This is a genomic window from Pseudoalteromonas sp. S2755 (genome assembly GCF_005886535.1).
Classification (GTDB): Bacteria; Pseudomonadota; Gammaproteobacteria; order Enterobacterales; family Alteromonadaceae; genus Pseudoalteromonas.
Genome location: NZ_PNDS01000031.1, coordinates 1 through 15,519, shown reverse-complemented (window position 1 = coordinate 15,519; position 15,519 = coordinate 1). Strand labels below are relative to the sequence as shown.

The following is a 15,519-nucleotide window of genomic DNA, read 5'->3' as shown; positions in this document are numbered from 1 at the left end:
GTGATGGAAGGGTTACTTAATTTATGGCAAGCAACAGGGCTTGCCAACTTCACAGTGCCAGCACTTTGCATGATGGCTGTGGGCTGCGGACTTTTGTATCTTGCGATCGCCAAAGGCTTTGAGCCCTTGCTATTAGTGCCTATTGGCTTTGGTGCCATACTCACGAATATTCCTGTCGCTGGGCTTGCCGATCCAGGCGGGCTTTTATACTACGTGTATTACATTGGTATAGACAGCGGAGTATTCCCCTTACTGATCTTTATGGGAGTGGGCGCGATGACGGACTTTAGTGCCTTGATAGCGAACCCCAAGATGCTGTTGCTTGGTGCCGCTGCGCAGTTTGGGATTTTTGCCACTTTGTTTGGGGCTATTTTGCTGAATTATATTCCGGGCTTTGAATTTACCCTGCAAGACGCTTCAGCAATCGCTATTATTGGCGGTGCAGATGGACCAACTGCGATATTCCTCGCGTCTAAGCTTGCACCCGAGTTACTAGGGGCAATAGCGGTGGCGGCCTATTCATATATGGCGTTAGTGCCAATTATTCAACCACCCATCATGAAAGCACTCACGACGCAGGAGGAGCGTCAGATTGCGATGCCACAACTGCGCCATGTATCAAAAACCGAAAAAATCTTATTTCCTCTGGCCGTACTAGGTTTGACGATATTGTTTTTACCTGCTGCAACACCTTTGGTTGGTATGTTCTGCTTGGGCAACTTGATGAAAGAGTGTGGTGTAGTAGACCGCTTGAGTAAAACGGCGCAAAACGAGTTGATTAATATTACCACTATTTTCCTCGGGTTGGCGGTGGGCTCAAAGCTGGCAGCTGATCAATTCTTAACGGTTGAGACGTTGGGGATTTTAGCGCTAGGTGCCGTGGCTTTTGGAATTGGCACAGCAACAGGGGTGTTAATGGCTAAAACCATGAATAAGTTTAGCGATACGCCCATTAATCCGCTGGTTGGTGCCGCTGGGGTATCTGCGGTACCAATGGCTGCGCGTGTGGTTAATAAGGTCGGCCTTGAAAGTAATCCACATAACTTCTTGCTGATGCATGCGATGGGCCCCAATGTCGCGGGTGTATTAGGCAGTGCGGTTGCTGCTGGTATTTTGCTTGCACTGGTAGGCTAAGTTACACTTCTCCAACCATTTGCGTGGCGATTTTAGGTTGCCGCGCATTTTTTAGGCCTATAATACAAGCTCAATTGGGAAAATAAGACGGTAGTAAGTTTTGTTGTGATTTTGGTACTTTCCGGTATCAAATCGTTTAAAAAAAATTCTTTGTTTCTGTTAGAGGGTTGTTTTTCTGTTTTTTTTGTGTAACGTGTTATCTGAGTATAACAATGAAAATAAGGAAGTAACATGAAGTTAACTATGAAGAAAACCAACTTAAAAAGCTTATTAGGTAAAGAGATCGCAGCAGCTCAAACTAAAGATGTTGCAGGCGCAAGAGGGACTGATACATTAACAGGGCTAATGGCGTGTAATCCACCTCCTACAGGCAAGCACTACTGTAAGCGTCCAAACTAAATGCTTTAAGTCCAGCCTGATCTCATTCAGGTTGCGATACTATTACGCCTGATGTGAAACCATGTTGGGCGTACATAAAACCAATAACTAAACTATAGTAAATGTAACAATTCCCTCTCCCACACGTGTTTAACACCAAAAAGTCGATTTCTGTTATTTAGCAGCTTGATGTTTCATTTCACTGGACTTTATATTCTTAAACTTGATAGTCTTTCGTTACTTTTAATTAACACGAGCAGCTTCAGATGAAGTTTTTAGCTCCTTTCTTATTCTTGTTACCCTGCGTGACAGCTGCAACGGAAGCATCGACCTTAGTGGTAACGCCGATTGCAGAGCATGTTTATAAACATGAATCTTCGCTACACGTCGAACCCTGGGGGTTAGTGGCAGGCTCTGGGCTGGTTGTGGTCGACGGTAAAGATGCTTATATTGTTGATACACCTTGGACCGAGCAAGACACAGAAACGCTGCTTTTATGGACTGAAGACCGCAAGCTCAATGTTAAAGGGGCGGTGGTCACGCATTATCATCAAGATGCAAGCGGTGGCCTAGCGGTATTAAATAAACATCAAATCCCAACCTATGCATCAGCCCAAACTAATCATCTATTAGCCCAAAAAAACAGCACAATCGCGTTACATAATTTGCCGCAAGCCTCAGCAGCGATAAAGTCAGGTGTCGTTGAAACCTATTACCCAGGTGCAGGGCACTCGAAAGACAATATTGTCGTGTGGCTGCCACAATCTAAGATTTTATTCGCAGGATGCTTTGTGAAAAGTGTGGCGAGTAAAAACTTAGGTAACTTGGAGGATGCTTCAGTTGATGAGTGGCAAGCGTCTATACACAAGGTGTTGAGCCGATATCCGGAAGCAAACATGGTTGTCCCAGGGCATGGTAAAGAAGGGGATTTATCTTTGTTGCACCATACCGTTGAGTTAATCAAAATTGAGCAATTAAAAGGTAAATAAAGGACTTACATGAAATTAATTCCGTTTCGTAATTTACGCTGTCCGGGTTTAGAAACTGCTTTGTGGTATTGTCGCTTGTTGTTTTTAGCGGGCGTAGCCTTGATAGTGCTTGGGGTTATCAAAGAGGGGATTGCAATCTATCATTGGCTAATCGCCATGATAGAAAATGGCGACGCGCCAATGAAAGCAGCCTATCTCTATGACTTAGATTTGCTTTCACACCCAAACTTTCACTTGATCATTGTTGGAGTGGTGAAGATCTACTTCTCCTGTGGCCTTGCGATTAAACTTAAAACAATGTCCCACGAGCAGACGTCACAAAATTAGCGAAAATTGCGTAAAAGAGTCTTGTAGAGGGAGCGCTTAGAACACCTCTGAGACTCTTTTAAGCGGCAGAGTTACTATTTAAGAATTAATACTCTAGCTGTCCGCCATTTTGGATAAAGGCGACATATTCGTTCCAAACATCTTCGACACTTCGGCCCAAAATGTGTTGAAATGCAGCATCAAATGACCAAGTATAATTGCCCATATCTTTCGCCGCTTTGTTAAACTTGTAGATAAACTCTGAGTCGTGCTGTTGTTTGACGTAATGCAAGAAAAACCCAGTTGTGGTGTAGCCACTAAGCCAGCGTTTAGCGTTGATGATATCTGGTGAGCGTGATTTATGAAAACCCGCACCGATCCGCACTGCATCAGCTAGACCTTCGGTGTATGCCCAGTTTGCCTTGCCATCACCATAGCTGTCATGAGTCAGTGGCGAGTTATTGTAACCATGGGTGACCTCATGGAATAAAATTCCGTCGATTTCATCACGGATCACGGCATCGTTGTTATTATTATCGCGATAAATACGTTCTAAATGCGCGGTGCTAACGACGATAGTCATCTCACCTGAACCGTCTTGTCCCATCTTATAGGCAACGAAATCCTTACCCCAATGATCTTTGGCTCTCAGCTCAAACTGCAATTTTCTAAAACGCTGGGATTCACTGGCGTCGCGGTATAGCACTTTTGCTACATCCACACAGCGTTCGGCCATATGCGCGGCTGGGTTTGATATGATCCGTTTAAATAATGCCGAGCCTTGTGTTTCAGGGTTAACATCAACAAAGTTTACTTCCGGGCGTTGCCACGTGTCGTTTGGTGGTGTGCTATCGCTACTGACGGTTAATTCGTAATTGGCGCTTTGGAAACCGTATACAGAAACATAAACCGGCGCATTTGAGCTTATATCACAGCGCTCGTTGGAACTAGCATCATTGATACTTTGGCAGTCATAACTTGCGGTGGTCGGTTGGCTATTTGCTTTTAGGTATAGATCTGCATCACCGCTGCCGGTCAAGGTTGCTGTGATAGGAGCTGAGCTTGTAAATGGCCCAAAATGCGCCCATTGACCAGGAGTAACGCTACCACTTTGGTTAAATGGCAAGGTTGTACCACCGTTTGCCGGAGCACCGATAAATTCGATTTCTGCAAGCTGTAATAAATTGGCACCTTGCGTTGCGGTGACATTTAAGCGCACAAAGCGGTACGCTTGATTGGTACTGACATTGAACTGCTTAGTTTGATGTCTTGAAGCAAAACTTTGATTGTTTTGCGAATCTATAGTGAACCACACTTGACCGTCTTGAGAGCCTTGAAGCGTCCAATTTTTGGGATCTCTTTGTGGCGCATCGTTCGCGGAAGTGAGTGTGTAAGCTGTTAAATTAACTGCTTCGCTAAACGCATAACTTATCCAACCGGAAGCTGAAAAAGTAAGCCACTTGCTGTAGTGGTTATTATCAAATGCGTTGACTTTGCCCTCATAGGGTTGGTTTTCTCCTGAAACGCTGATAGCAGCGGCATTGGCAGTTGTCAGATCGCTATTTGCGTGCGCCGAGCTTAAGCCCAGGCTCACTAAAGCGGCTGCTATAAAAGAACGTTGGAATCGCGTTTTAGCTATAATGATGTTCATGTTGATCTCTTTTGTATCGTTCCACTTTTTGTGGGCAGATATCTGTTGATGTTGTATCCATGGTTATTTTTATTTTGCGCCCAAATGTGTTTGGAACGATTTAATTGTTGTTGCTTTTATGTGCGTTTGTCAAATGGTAATTTACTTTAATTTAACGATAAAGGTGAAATTGTTGCTTCTCATTTAGATTGAATTACGCTGTGAAGGCTAGCGGAATCAGGCTTTACGGGCGTAAAGTTAGGGAATGTTATTTATTGATATCAGTGTTTTGTTGGGTTGTGTTTGATTGATTTTTCGGGATTTTTTTATTCGCAGTCTCTTGGGTCGCATTTTGCTTTCGCTGTTTCTTTTTTAATCGCTTTCGCTCTGCTTTAGTTGCGTGCTTTGCCACCCATTTGGCAATTTTTTGCATGAGCATTGGAGGGAAGTCATGGCCCATCCCATTGACCAACTTTAGTTTGGATTTGCGAATAGTGGCGGCGGTTTGCTGACCAGCGGCTGCGGGAAAAATAGGGTCGTCGGTACCATGGATCACAAGTGTTGGCGTTTTTATCTGTGCCAGCGTGTGCTTGCGACATTGGCTTGCGACAATCGCCGCAAGCTGACGCTTAAATCCTTGCGGGTTGTGCGCGCGTTCAATACTGTGTTTGGCTTGTTGATGTAGCGTCCCTTCGTCTTGAGGGTAGGCAGGACTGCCGATCAGCTGGTTGAGTTTTATATTGTATTGAATGGCAGATTGGTGGCAGTCTGATTTTGGCCGTGCTTTTGCCAGTTGCAGCATGACTTTTACATTTGCTGCGGTAAACTTGGGATACGCTGAGGTTGACATAATAGAGGTTAAACTTATCACTTTCTTTTTATGCTTAGCAGCAACAATTTGAGCAATCATCCCGCCCATAGAAGCACCAACTAGGTGGGCGCGTTTGATCTTAAGCCCTGCCATCAAAGCGACAACATCTTCGGCCATATCTTCTAGGGTATAGGGAACAGAAGCGCGGATGGGAAGTTTTTTACTCAGCATGGTTTTTATCACACTTGGTGAGCCTAAATGGTTTAAGTGGCTCGATAATCCCGTGTCGCGATTATCAAAACGGATCACCCGAAAACCTTTATTGACTAGCCCAAAGTACAACTCATCTGGCCAAATTGTCATTTGTGCTCCAAGGCCCATTATCAAGATAACGACTGGGGCGCGAGGCGCACCCTCATCCTGATAATGTATGCTGATCCCGGTTGCAATCTTGATATCGGTCATTGTCGCGAATGCTTAGCTTGACTTGAAAGGGCTGCATTTAAGTATAGAGCGTGGGTATGAACTTAACTTTAAAATAGCAGTCAAAAAAGACGAAAATTTATTGCTAAAAGCCATTGCGCTTTAAAACATTTAGGTTAATATTCGCGCTTGTTGATGGCCGGAATTTATACATCAATACTATCAATTTATATGATTCTTATTTGGAGTAAGTCATGACTAAAAAAAGCAAACTTCAGCATGCTCATCAGCGTGGTGAAATTAAAGATAACGCACTAAAAGCGTTGGTAACCAGCCCATTGTTTAAGGCGAAAGTTGAAAAGAGCAAAAAAGGCAAAGGTAGTTATCAACGTAGCGTAAAGCACAAAGGCCAAGAGCCTTATCTTAAGGCAGCCTAAGCTTTAAGATAAGGTTTTTTGCTGATACATTTGCTTGTCAGCTTGTGCGATTAAATCGCTGATATCTGTTATCGGGTGTTGGGAAAATGCTCGCCCGACACTACCTTGAATTGCCACCTCTTGTTTCCCATGGCTAAATTGCAAGGTATTAAGTTGTTGTTGCAGCTGTTGTGCTTTTTCTTCTGCAGATTGTGTGTCGTCAAATACACACAGGGCAGCAAACTCATCGCCACCTAGGCGTCCTACAATATCTTGTTTTCTGATACTTGATAACAAAAACGTCGCAACATGGGCAAGCGCCTTATCTCCAGCATCGTGACCAAATTGGTCATTAATCAACTTAAACTTATCTAAATCAATATAAAATAATGCCAAAACACCACCGCGCTTATTAAACTGCTCGACTAGCACGTTGGCCTGTTTGTACCAGCCTCGACGGTTAAAAATGGCGCACAATTGATCATAATTTGCTTCATTTTCAGCTTGTTGCTTTTGCTGTCTGAGCCGTCCAATTCGCTTAGATATCGCAACGGCAAGCAGCAAAGACTCAATGGCAAACGCAAAAATAAGTGCATAGCGCTGCATAAATGGGCTATACCCTACTAACAGTACGCGAAATACCATACCGACTAATACTAGGCTCAGTGCCGCAAAAACCAAACTTGCTTCGCCAATTTTACGCTTGGTTTGAAGAGCTGATAGCACAAAGATAGTGGCGACAATAACGAGGGTTATATAGGCCATAATTTGGCTTAATAAGTAAGACAATTGCGCTTGTTGAGTGGGAATTTTAAGTATGCTCAGTAGCATCACGATACCCGCGGCACTTTTAAGTAACAACACGAGTTTTGGCCACTGTTTGTCAACAAGTAAGATACTCAACATAAACCAAGTTGCTGAAACCACAGTGAGACCAATACTAAGTAAATATGCGTGTTTGAGTAATGGCTTATACTGAGATGAAACAAAAAGATTTAATTGCCCTTCTTGGAATAATACAAATCCACAAAGGCAGAAGATATAAGCGCCGTAAAGCCTAAATATAGGATCATTGAGGCGACTACCCATGATCAATACATAGCAAATCAAGGTAAAGCAAAGGCCATAAAATGCACCCATGACTAGGCTGCTCTTTTGACTTTCCCAAATAAATTTCCCCATGCTCATTAGCCTAAATCTTGGCGTATGAACTTGTATAGAATCTAGGCTTAGAATTGCTGTGTACTTACCTTTTGGAATGATAAATGCGGGTTGTGAGAACTTGACGGGAGAGGGAGCATTGACTTGCCACTGATAGTGGTTAAGGCCAACGTCTACAAATGAGATAACACTGTCTTCATTTAAATTACAGGCTATCGAGATGGTGTTGTTGCCGCGCTCAACTTTGCTATAAGATGTGGTGTTGATAGCAAGCGAAATCGAGTTACCGTGAGCGGTCGTGAGCGAGCAATTGTCATCAAGCGCAAAAATTGAGGGGCTAAACAAAAATACAGCGCCGTAAATAAGAGCGAGTAGGAGCGTAAGCTTCCTACTAAAGTTGCTGTGTATTTTGACGCCATTCAACCTAGACTGCAGCACAACCAAAACCTAAGGTTATTGTTGAAGTTAATGTAACAAACTTGTACGTAACTTAGCCAGTGTAAAATCCTTTAATCTGAGACTTTTTACACTTTGTCGAACAAGAAGCTAAACCAGGCAAAAAACAAGCAAAAGCTACTTAATTCAAATGCTAGGGTTTGTAACCGTGAGTTACAGCCTAGTCCGTGCTCGTAGCTGCACCAATAACCAAACAGCTGAGGCTTGCATGGACAAACATAACATACTTTGTACGTGAACTAATACGCATAAAGCATTTAATGAAGTAGCCTATATTGAAGGCCGTTGCGGAGCATGATTTGTGTATTTTGGTAGAACACCATGCTCTAAAGTTGCCATCTAAAAACGAGTTCGTTATTTTGAGTCTAAATATCCTGATATTATTTGGGTCAGACAACCACCACTAACTTCTACACATCCAAGGATTAAGGACACCAAACAGTGTTAGCTACGAATAATGGTGGTTGTCAGCGTTTAGATTCATGCCTCGAATTGTAGGTCGAGATTTATCTCGAGGAACTGGCTTACTTAAACAGCAATGTCCTTTTTAGGTTTAAAGTAAACCCAAAAACCTTATGAGCGTAATGTGAACTTTTGCACTAATTGTGCAAGCGCAGTGGCTTGTTCACGCAACTCCTCACTTGAATGAGCTGCAACTTGGGTATCTTGCAATGAGCTACGACTAGACTCTTCAATATGTGATACATCACGGGCCATTTCACTCGCAACTACGGACTGCTCCTCTGTTGCTGTTGCAATGGACTGGATCATAGTCGCGATTTCTGATGCACTTTTGACAATTTCTTCAAGCTGAGTTCCAGCTTCTTCCGCCATTAATACACTCTGCTCAACTTGATTCACGCTGCTTTGCATAGAAGTGACCGCATGCTCGGTTTGTAATTGAATTGATTGTACTGTTGATACAACTTCTTCTGTGGCTTTTGAAGTGCGTTCAGCCAGTGTTCTTACTTCGTCGGCTACAACGGCAAACCCTCGGCCTTGTTCGCCAGCTCTTGCAGCCTCAATTGCCGCGTTAAGCGCTAGTAAGTTGGTTTGTTCCGCAATACTGCCAATAACGCTAATTACATTGCCTATTTGACTACTTAGCTCGCCCAAGTTGGTTACGTTGCTAGCGGTACTTTGCACATCTTTTGAAGCTGCACGGATTTTTTCTATAGTTTCGCCGACCGACTTGCCTCCTTGACTTGCTAGAGATCTTGCTTGATCTGCATGGCCCGCGGCGACTTGACTCTGTGCTGCAACTTCAGAAACGGTCGCGCTCATTTCTTCTATCGCTGTAGCAACTTGAGTTGATTGATCTGAAGATGATTGGCTACGTACGGCGATTTGGTTATTTGCAGCGGCGATATTACTGCTTGATGTGCGGACTTCTCCAACGACTTTACTGATTTCCTTGAGCAGGTTATTCAATGAAGCCGCCATTTTATTTGTTGACGAGGCAAGGCTATCTATTTCATCTTTGTCTCGATGGGCGATATCGGGACGAGAAATATCGCCATTACTCACTCGCTCTGCAACTTCAAGTACTTGATTCAGGCGATTTATGATGGACTTATTCATTGAGTAAGCCACAATCACGCCTAATATTGCTGCAACGATACAAATGACAATTATAACTAAGAGTGTTGAGTTGAGGCCATTGACTAAATTATCAAGAGACCTGATTGCGTCTTCTCTTTCTTCGTTGGCAGACACTGTTAAGATCTTATTTAACGGATAAAGGTAAGTGTCATCCGCAGATTTTAAAGTCCGGTTACTATTTTCTAGACTTATATTTTGAACATTGAACAACTCAGTCTGAATGCGCTTTTGGTATTGAGATATCAAGCGCATTATTTCAGCCATCTTTTCGCGGTCTGAAGCTTTACTTGATTCGTAGATATAAAGCGTTTTATGTGTTTCTTTGAATTCTTCAAATAGCTTATCGAATAGCTGCTTTTTGCTTTTATCACCGTTTGCATATTCGAGCGCTGAGGCTTCCAATTTATGACCAATATCTAATAGTTGGTTGTAGTAGATCATGCCTGGAAGATCATCATTTTTGATCTCAAAAGCACGAGCGGTTTCTGATGAAACTTTGAACCATACTAGGATGCTCGAGAATGTCATCAGTAATATTAGCGTACCAAAGGCAAGGTAGAGTTTTTTACTTAATTTCATTGTGACCACCTGAATATCAAATTTTGATTAAATCATATCCTTGATACGTATTTTTCGGGCTGACTGCTAATGTTACATATTAGCAGATTCCTGTAGCGACGGTGTGTTGGCTGTCATGTATATATGCATATTTTTTTAAAGATCGTTATGTTATTCAATGTGAGTACCAATCTACATTTGAATCGTTTTAGCACTTATACTTTAATTAGGTCGGGTATGGTTGCTGTTGCATTTAATTGAATTTTTTATGACAAATCTCTTGTGCTGCTTAGATGCTATCTTGAGAAAATATTAGTCTTTTAGTTCTGTGGTTGAGGTTGTGAAGTTTGCAGCGAGCCCAAAAGTACTACTGATCCGCTTTTGCAGGCTCTGATGTTGATTTAGTTTAAAGGTTAAGCGTTAATTTTTAATTAAATCAACCGGAACATAAACGCTATCTGCCAAGGACTTTTTTGGTATTCCTAGAACATTAGCGGCTAAAACTAATTCAAAGCACCAATAACCAATATAATAATCCGTGTACTCGAATTCGCATTCACAGTTATGATTATCATGCCAGTCCGCCAAGCCCTCTAGCTGACTGTACCAGTTTTGTGCAAATTGATTGAGTAAATCAGACTGTTGTGCACTGGGTACTGTAAAAGCGAGTGAAAGGTTTTGATAAATTTCAGGGTAGTAGAGTGTGGGCGAAATAGGTCTATCGTTATCACCAAGTGCAATGGCTACATTATCAAGTAAGGTGTCTTTGCCGCGTTCGCCAATAACCTCAAGCACTTCTTGAATATGAGCTGGAGCGACATCAAAGGATTGAGGAAACCAAACAATGGTAGCTACGAATTAATGGTGGGTGTCTGCGTTTTATCATTAAGAAACCCTACAGCCATAAATTTGAAAATAGTGTCTTTACTGAATGTATAAGTAACCATGTTTGCTCACACCCGCAAGCCAGCTAAAATCCTTATCAATTTGTCTAAATAGTAGGATAAGTGATGAGCAAATACAGTTGGAGGAATATTTTCCTCCATTCAGTTAGTTCAACGCACTTAGCTTGACGCGAGGCAACGGGCACTTGGGGTTTCACCGGGTTCGATGATATTAATATTGACCTCTTTTAAGTCACCAATTATGGGTTTTAAAGCTTTATCAAAACGATTTGCTGCGGCTTCGATTTTTTCGGCATAGTCGTCAATGGCATCAAAATTAGCTGCGTGGCTTTCAATTACTGCCTCAATTTGCTTGGCCTTTTCTTCTTGTTTTGCCAGTAGCGCTTTATTGAACACAAGTCGATCGTCGTCTTCTTGTATCGCCTCTTTACTAATGGCTTCCATTTCTTTGCTGAGCAGTGCGAGCTTGTCTTCAATATCTTTCATTGGTAACTCAGAAGCTGACATATCAAGCTCTGTCGCTTTGAGTGCTTTGTATGCGGCCACCTGTTCGGTGTCCATGGTGTGTTTGATTATTGGGTTACAGTCTTGGTAAGCGATAAGTTGGTAGCTGCCTTGTGTTTGCGGCTCGGTTGTATTTGCATTGGAGTAGCCAACGCAGGCACTCACAGTCAGTGTTACCGAAATAATGAGTATTGATTTTGTGGTTTTCATAAGCACCTCGAAGGAGTAAGTCTGATTTACAAAATTAGTCGCGGTGCAGTTTGAAAAGGTTGGTTTTAGATGCGCAAGTATTAGTAACAAAATATGAATCGGGCAGTGAGCTTAGAATTAGTTGCTACTTTTATCAGGCGCTTGGCATTGGTGCTGTGCAATTTCTTCGGCGTATTTGGCCTTAACTAGTTCAACGTAATGGTTGAGGTTTTTATCAGGACTTACGGTAAAGGTCAGCTCACTTTTATGTATCGCGGTGATACGGTCCAAGCGAAATTCACGGTAATCACTGCGGAGCTGACAAAATGCGACCAGCGTCCACTTTCCACCCCAATAAACCAATCCGAGAGGCTCGATAATACGCTGGGTCTGCTGCTTTGCAACGTCTTGATATTCAAGTTGTACACACTGCTTAGCTGCAATGGCGAGCCTGAGTGTAGCGTTAAAGGATTGTTGTTGTGGTCCGTGCTTAAAACTCGAGACCAAATAAGGGGAGTGGTCATGCTGTTGTTTGAGGTGAGCGGGTAGCACGGCCTCGATTTTGGCAATGGCCGCTTTTGCATGCGCGCTTAGTTCGGGATCCGTCCATGCTCCAACCATTTTACTACCAAGTAACAATGCGGTGAGTTCATCATAGCTATACATCATAGGGGGCAGTGGGTAGTCACCAATGATATAGCCGACACCTGCTTCCCCCTCAATTGGCACGCCAGAACTTTGTAAGTCCTGAATATCGCGATAAATCGTACGCTCAGATACCGTAAAGTGATCGGCCAATGATTTAGCGGTAACCGCTAATCGTCGACCCTTGAGCAGATCCACTAACTGAAAGAGACGTTCTGATTTATGCACGAGTTTTCCTTGTTATTCAAATCTCAGATTGATTAACCGCTACATGGGGTTTGAGAGAGCACATTACTGTGACTAATGGTGACACTCTCGCTGTCTATGTATTGCGTTAATCTTTGGCATACTTCGGTTGTTGGGAATTGTGCCGAAACCGCTTTAGCATGCTCCATCGATTGCCAATAAATAATATCTAAATACTCGCCTGTCTGATTGTCTTTAGTCAACGAACGATATAGTAACCCAGGTTGCTGTTCAACCCACTCGGTAAAAGCTGGGTTTACACCCATAATGTCACTCTCTGTAGCACCAAGAGCCAATTTAAATTTTACAATCTCTACGACATTTTGTTGCATGGTCTTTCTCCTTTTTGAGTTCAAAAAGAGTAAACCACGATGTTGTGTCAGGGAGTGTCAGTAGTGTTTAAATATACAGTGCATTTTATATCTAGCAAAACAAAGGATCTGTATTAGGATTTAGGGTACTGCAACTGGCAGGATTAAACGTGTAAAGGATAAGGAAATGAAATTAAGTACAAGCATATTTGCAAGCAGTTTGGTTGCATCCGCTATCTGCGCTTCCCATGTTTTTGCAAAGGATACAAATGACAGCGATGTCAAAAGGCTGCATGTCTTGGCAAAGCAAGTCGCATCACAAAGCGTCAGTGGGTCGTATACTTTAACTATCAACTGTCATACCAACCCCAGCTTACTGAAACGTGCCGTTGAGCAAGTAAGTTGGCCTGTTGATGAAATAACCTTTGCTATTCAAGGGCAATGTCAGGGCCCAGTTAAGATCACGAGACCTGGTATCACCATTTCTGGGTCTGATAATACTCAAGATGTTATCTCTGCGGCGCTAAACGGTGTGCAGCCGACCGTATTAGTGGAGTCTGGTTCGGTTAAGCTCAATAACTTAGGGGTTGTCAGCACCGCTCAGCAAAGTAATGTAACGGTGACAGCGCAGGGAATGGCAAGATTGGATAATGTCGTGACTCAAGTGCAAGGTACTGAGCCTGAATATCACTATATAGTGACAGATAATAGTAATCTTTACTTAAGTAATCTAAACCAAGCCAAAGTGAAAATAGCAGGGGGCGCTTTTGCTGAGTTTGTAGCCGGAAATCAGGCGATGACAGCATATGTGTTTGACACCTCCAATGCTAGAAGTACCCAAGGGAACCAGTTCGACGCAGTACAAGTTGCTGGAAATGGCTACTTTTTAGCAGATGGGCAGTCGCATATAAACCTATTGATGATCTGGAGTAAAGGCGCCGCCGAAATCGACCAGCAAAGTAGTGTTGGTGAACTGATGATGGGCGGCCAAACCTTGTTTGCTGCTTATAGAAACTCGACTTTGTCAGGGCCTTACAGCTTCTTTGGAAACGTGGTTTTTGAGTTGGAGCACTCCTCTGCGACAAATTGGGTAACGCAAGAAAGGCCGCACTCGCTGTTTTCTGGTAATAATGCCGTCGTGAATGGCAAACTATTTCCAAGTTGGAGTTGGCAAGGACAGGCACCACAACCTGAGTAACCTTAGCTTCAAAACAATGAGTTAGCGTATTTCTTATTCAAACCTCAGGTTGAGTAATTTATGCTACTACGCCGCTTGGTATTATGCTTTACTACTAAGCGGCAACGATTAATCTAAAGGTAGAAGAATAAGATGGATCATCAACAAGTACACGACTACTTGCTTGCAAAACCCTATACCAGCGTAAGTCAGCCTTTTGGTGAAGGCGTTGATGTATTTAAAGTGAAAGACAAAATGTTCGCGACGTTGGCGCTTGGTAAAATGGGCAAAGAAGATGACGAGCATCCCCATTGGCGCGTAAATCTCAAATGCGATCCTGATGAAGCGCAAGCGCTGCGAGACATTTTTAGTGCGGTGTTACCGGGTTACCACATGAATAAAAAGCTCTGGAACACGGTGGTGCTTGATGGCTCCATTCCTACAGGAGAACTTGAGCGGATGATGGATAACTCATTTCGCCTTGTAGTCGAAAAAATGCCGAAAAAGCAGCAGGGGATTATCCTTGCGCAGCATCAATAGATGCACAAACGACTTGGTACACAGCGTTCACTTTAGGCTCTGTGAGCGCTTGATTTACTACAACAAAATGTACGGGGAGCGAAAAGTCTAGCAAACTAGACAAGGCAACCTCTGCTCCTTGATCTGCAATGGCGTTGGCTTCAATAAAGCTCACGCCGAGTCCTGCCTTAACTAAAGCCAAGCGGGAGCGCTCATCCGCAGCATTAATATTTACCGCGTTTACTTCGCTTAGCTGTTGATCAAGTTGCTTATCAAAAGGGCAGCCTTTTCCCATACGTATCCACGTCATCTGTGCCAATTCGGCTTTATGTGATGGCGTAGGCCAAGATGCTGGATAAGCGGTGGTAACTGCAACTTCTGTGAGCGGTACAGCGCTAAAATGTGCAGGTACTTCGCCATAAATAACTCCACCATCAAGTAGGCCATCACTGAGTTTGTCGATGATGACACCACTTGAGAGTAATTCCAGCGAAAAAGAAAGACTTGGAAAATGCTGGTTGAGGGTTTTTATTAGTGTGCTAAGTTCGCTCGAGGTGCCAATAGGGTGGTTCAAGCCAAGTCTGAACTCGCCTGTGAGCAGTGTTTTGGCTTGCGCTGCGGTGTGCATTAAATCATTTGCACTTGCAAGCGTTAACTTAGCTTTGTCTAGCAAGATCTTACCTTGCTCTGTGAGCTGCATCCCTTTGCTAGAACGATGAAACAATACGGTATTGAGTTCTTCCTCAAGCGCTTTGATATGGGCGCTGATAGCAGGTGGTGTGGTGTACAGTCGTTTCGCTGCTGCCGTTAGATTTTGGGCCTCTGCAACCGCAACAAACGACCTTAAATGGTAAAACTCCATTGCACTAAACTCAATCACGTATTGAATACCACCAGTTTAAATGAGCTTGCTGTGATTGCCTATTCCGAAATGATGAACATCGCCTTCAAAAAATATGAATTCATTAACGCCTATCGAGTGCGTAAGGTTGTTGACCTCGGGTGAGGTTAAATAACCTGAGCTTCGGATAATTAATGCCTTTCTAGCAGCCAGTTTTAGCGCTAACTGCGTTGAATTCACTTCCAATAGCCAGCTATTGGTGCGTAAATTCGCCTTGCCTACAAGGATGTAGGTACCTAGGCGGTAGCAGGACGCGAC

At 43.2% G+C, this 15,519-nt stretch carries 16 protein-coding genes and 1 pseudogene; 7 read left to right on the top strand and 10 right to left on the bottom strand.

Features of this window, described 5'->3' with window-relative positions; genetic code table 11:
• Positions 1 to 3: 3 nt before the first annotated feature.
• From CWC03_RS06375 to CWC03_RS06365, 4 genes are all read left to right on the top strand, one after another.
• Positions 4 to 1,134 carry a sodium ion-translocating decarboxylase subunit beta gene (locus CWC03_RS06375; RefSeq protein WP_138581046.1) on the top strand — a complete coding sequence of 377 codons (1,131 nt, stop codon included), beginning with the start codon at positions 4 to 6 and terminating at the stop codon, positions 1,132 to 1,134.
• Between the two features lie 231 nt (positions 1,135 to 1,365).
• Complete coding sequence (locus CWC03_RS23415) at positions 1,366 to 1,533, top strand: hypothetical protein (RefSeq protein ID WP_171040214.1); 168 nt, start codon at positions 1,366 to 1,368, stop codon at positions 1,531 to 1,533.
• Between the two features lie 245 nt (positions 1,534 to 1,778).
• Positions 1,779 to 2,501 (top strand): subclass B1 metallo-beta-lactamase, encoded by a 723-nt coding sequence (bla, locus tag CWC03_RS06370; RefSeq protein ID WP_138581044.1) that lies wholly within the window; start codon positions 1,779 to 1,781, stop codon positions 2,499 to 2,501.
• Between the two features lie 9 nt (positions 2,502 to 2,510).
• Positions 2,511 to 2,828 carry a hypothetical protein gene (locus tag CWC03_RS06365; RefSeq protein ID WP_138581043.1) on the top strand — a complete coding sequence of 106 codons (318 nt, stop codon included), beginning with the start codon at positions 2,511 to 2,513 and terminating at the stop codon, positions 2,826 to 2,828.
• An 85-nt stretch (positions 2,829 to 2,913) separates the two neighbouring features.
• On the opposite strand, the gene CWC03_RS06360 is transcribed toward CWC03_RS06365, so the two are convergent.
• Together CWC03_RS06360 and CWC03_RS06355 are read right to left on the bottom strand one after the other, a co-directional pair.
• Entirely contained in the window at positions 2,914 to 4,458 is a 1,545-nt protein-coding gene (locus CWC03_RS06360; protein WP_138581041.1) for a basic secretory protein-like protein, read from the bottom strand.
• A 247-nt stretch (positions 4,459 to 4,705) separates the two neighbouring features.
• The gene (locus CWC03_RS06355; protein ID WP_138581039.1) at positions 4,706 to 5,713 is read right to left on the bottom strand and encodes an alpha/beta fold hydrolase; all 1,008 of its coding nucleotides are present in this window, start codon (positions 5,711 to 5,713) and stop codon (positions 4,706 to 4,708) included.
• Positions 5,714 to 5,925: 212 nt separating this feature from the next.
• Here CWC03_RS06355 and CWC03_RS06350 point away from each other — a divergent pair, with 212 nt between their 5' ends.
• The gene (locus tag CWC03_RS06350) at positions 5,926 to 6,108 is read left to right on the top strand and encodes an alternative ribosome-rescue factor A (protein ID WP_010606219.1); all 183 of its coding nucleotides are present in this window, start codon (positions 5,926 to 5,928) and stop codon (positions 6,106 to 6,108) included.
• A 3-nt stretch (positions 6,109 to 6,111) separates the two neighbouring features.
• Here CWC03_RS06350 and CWC03_RS06345 read toward each other — a convergent pair whose 3' ends face one another.
• The 6 genes from CWC03_RS06345 to CWC03_RS06320 form a co-directional block, all read right to left on the bottom strand.
• Positions 6,112 to 7,593 carry a sensor domain-containing diguanylate cyclase gene (locus CWC03_RS06345; RefSeq protein ID WP_249313959.1) on the bottom strand — a complete coding sequence of 494 codons (1,482 nt, stop codon included), beginning with the start codon at positions 7,591 to 7,593 and terminating at the stop codon, positions 6,112 to 6,114.
• Positions 7,594 to 8,277: 684 nt separating this feature from the next.
• Positions 8,278 to 9,885: a methyl-accepting chemotaxis protein gene (locus CWC03_RS06340; RefSeq protein WP_138581036.1), complete on the bottom strand. Its 1,608-nt coding sequence runs from the start codon at positions 9,883 to 9,885 to the stop codon at positions 8,278 to 8,280.
• A gap of 399 nt (positions 9,886 to 10,284) precedes the next feature.
• The gene (locus tag CWC03_RS06335; protein WP_249313958.1) at positions 10,285 to 10,659 is read right to left on the bottom strand and encodes a PoNe immunity protein domain-containing protein; all 375 of its coding nucleotides are present in this window, start codon (positions 10,657 to 10,659) and stop codon (positions 10,285 to 10,287) included.
• A gap of 269 nt (positions 10,660 to 10,928) precedes the next feature.
• Entirely contained in the window at positions 10,929 to 11,483 is a 555-nt protein-coding gene (locus CWC03_RS06330) for a hypothetical protein (protein ID WP_138581035.1), read from the bottom strand.
• Positions 11,484 to 11,600: 117 nt separating this feature from the next.
• A complete protein-coding gene (locus tag CWC03_RS06325) occupies positions 11,601 to 12,335 on the bottom strand; it encodes a helix-turn-helix transcriptional regulator (protein WP_138581034.1) in 735 nt (244 codons plus the stop codon).
• A gap of 32 nt (positions 12,336 to 12,367) precedes the next feature.
• Positions 12,368 to 12,685: a hypothetical protein gene (locus tag CWC03_RS06320; protein ID WP_138581033.1), complete on the bottom strand. Its 318-nt coding sequence runs from the start codon at positions 12,683 to 12,685 to the stop codon at positions 12,368 to 12,370.
• A 166-nt stretch (positions 12,686 to 12,851) separates the two neighbouring features.
• Here CWC03_RS06320 and CWC03_RS06315 point away from each other — a divergent pair, with 166 nt between their 5' ends.
• Both CWC03_RS06315 and CWC03_RS06310 read left to right on the top strand, forming a co-directional pair.
• Positions 12,852 to 13,862, top strand: a complete 1,011-nt coding sequence (locus CWC03_RS06315; protein WP_138581032.1) for a hypothetical protein — start codon at positions 12,852 to 12,854, stop codon at positions 13,860 to 13,862.
• 132 nt (positions 13,863 to 13,994) lie between these two features.
• Positions 13,995 to 14,381 (top strand): MmcQ/YjbR family DNA-binding protein, encoded by a 387-nt coding sequence (locus tag CWC03_RS06310; protein ID WP_138581031.1) that lies wholly within the window; start codon positions 13,995 to 13,997, stop codon positions 14,379 to 14,381.
• Here the strand turns inward: CWC03_RS06310 and CWC03_RS06305 are convergent.
• Together CWC03_RS06305 and CWC03_RS23620 are read right to left on the bottom strand one after the other, a co-directional pair.
• Positions 14,359 to 15,240, bottom strand: a complete 882-nt coding sequence (locus CWC03_RS06305) for a LysR family transcriptional regulator (RefSeq protein WP_138581030.1) — start codon at positions 15,238 to 15,240, stop codon at positions 14,359 to 14,361. The two genes, CWC03_RS06310 and CWC03_RS06305, sit on opposite strands and share 23 nt — an antisense overlap.
• An 18-nt stretch (positions 15,241 to 15,258) precedes the next feature.
• Positions 15,259 to 15,519, bottom strand: a pseudogene (locus CWC03_RS23620) (hypothetical protein); the annotation flags it as partial.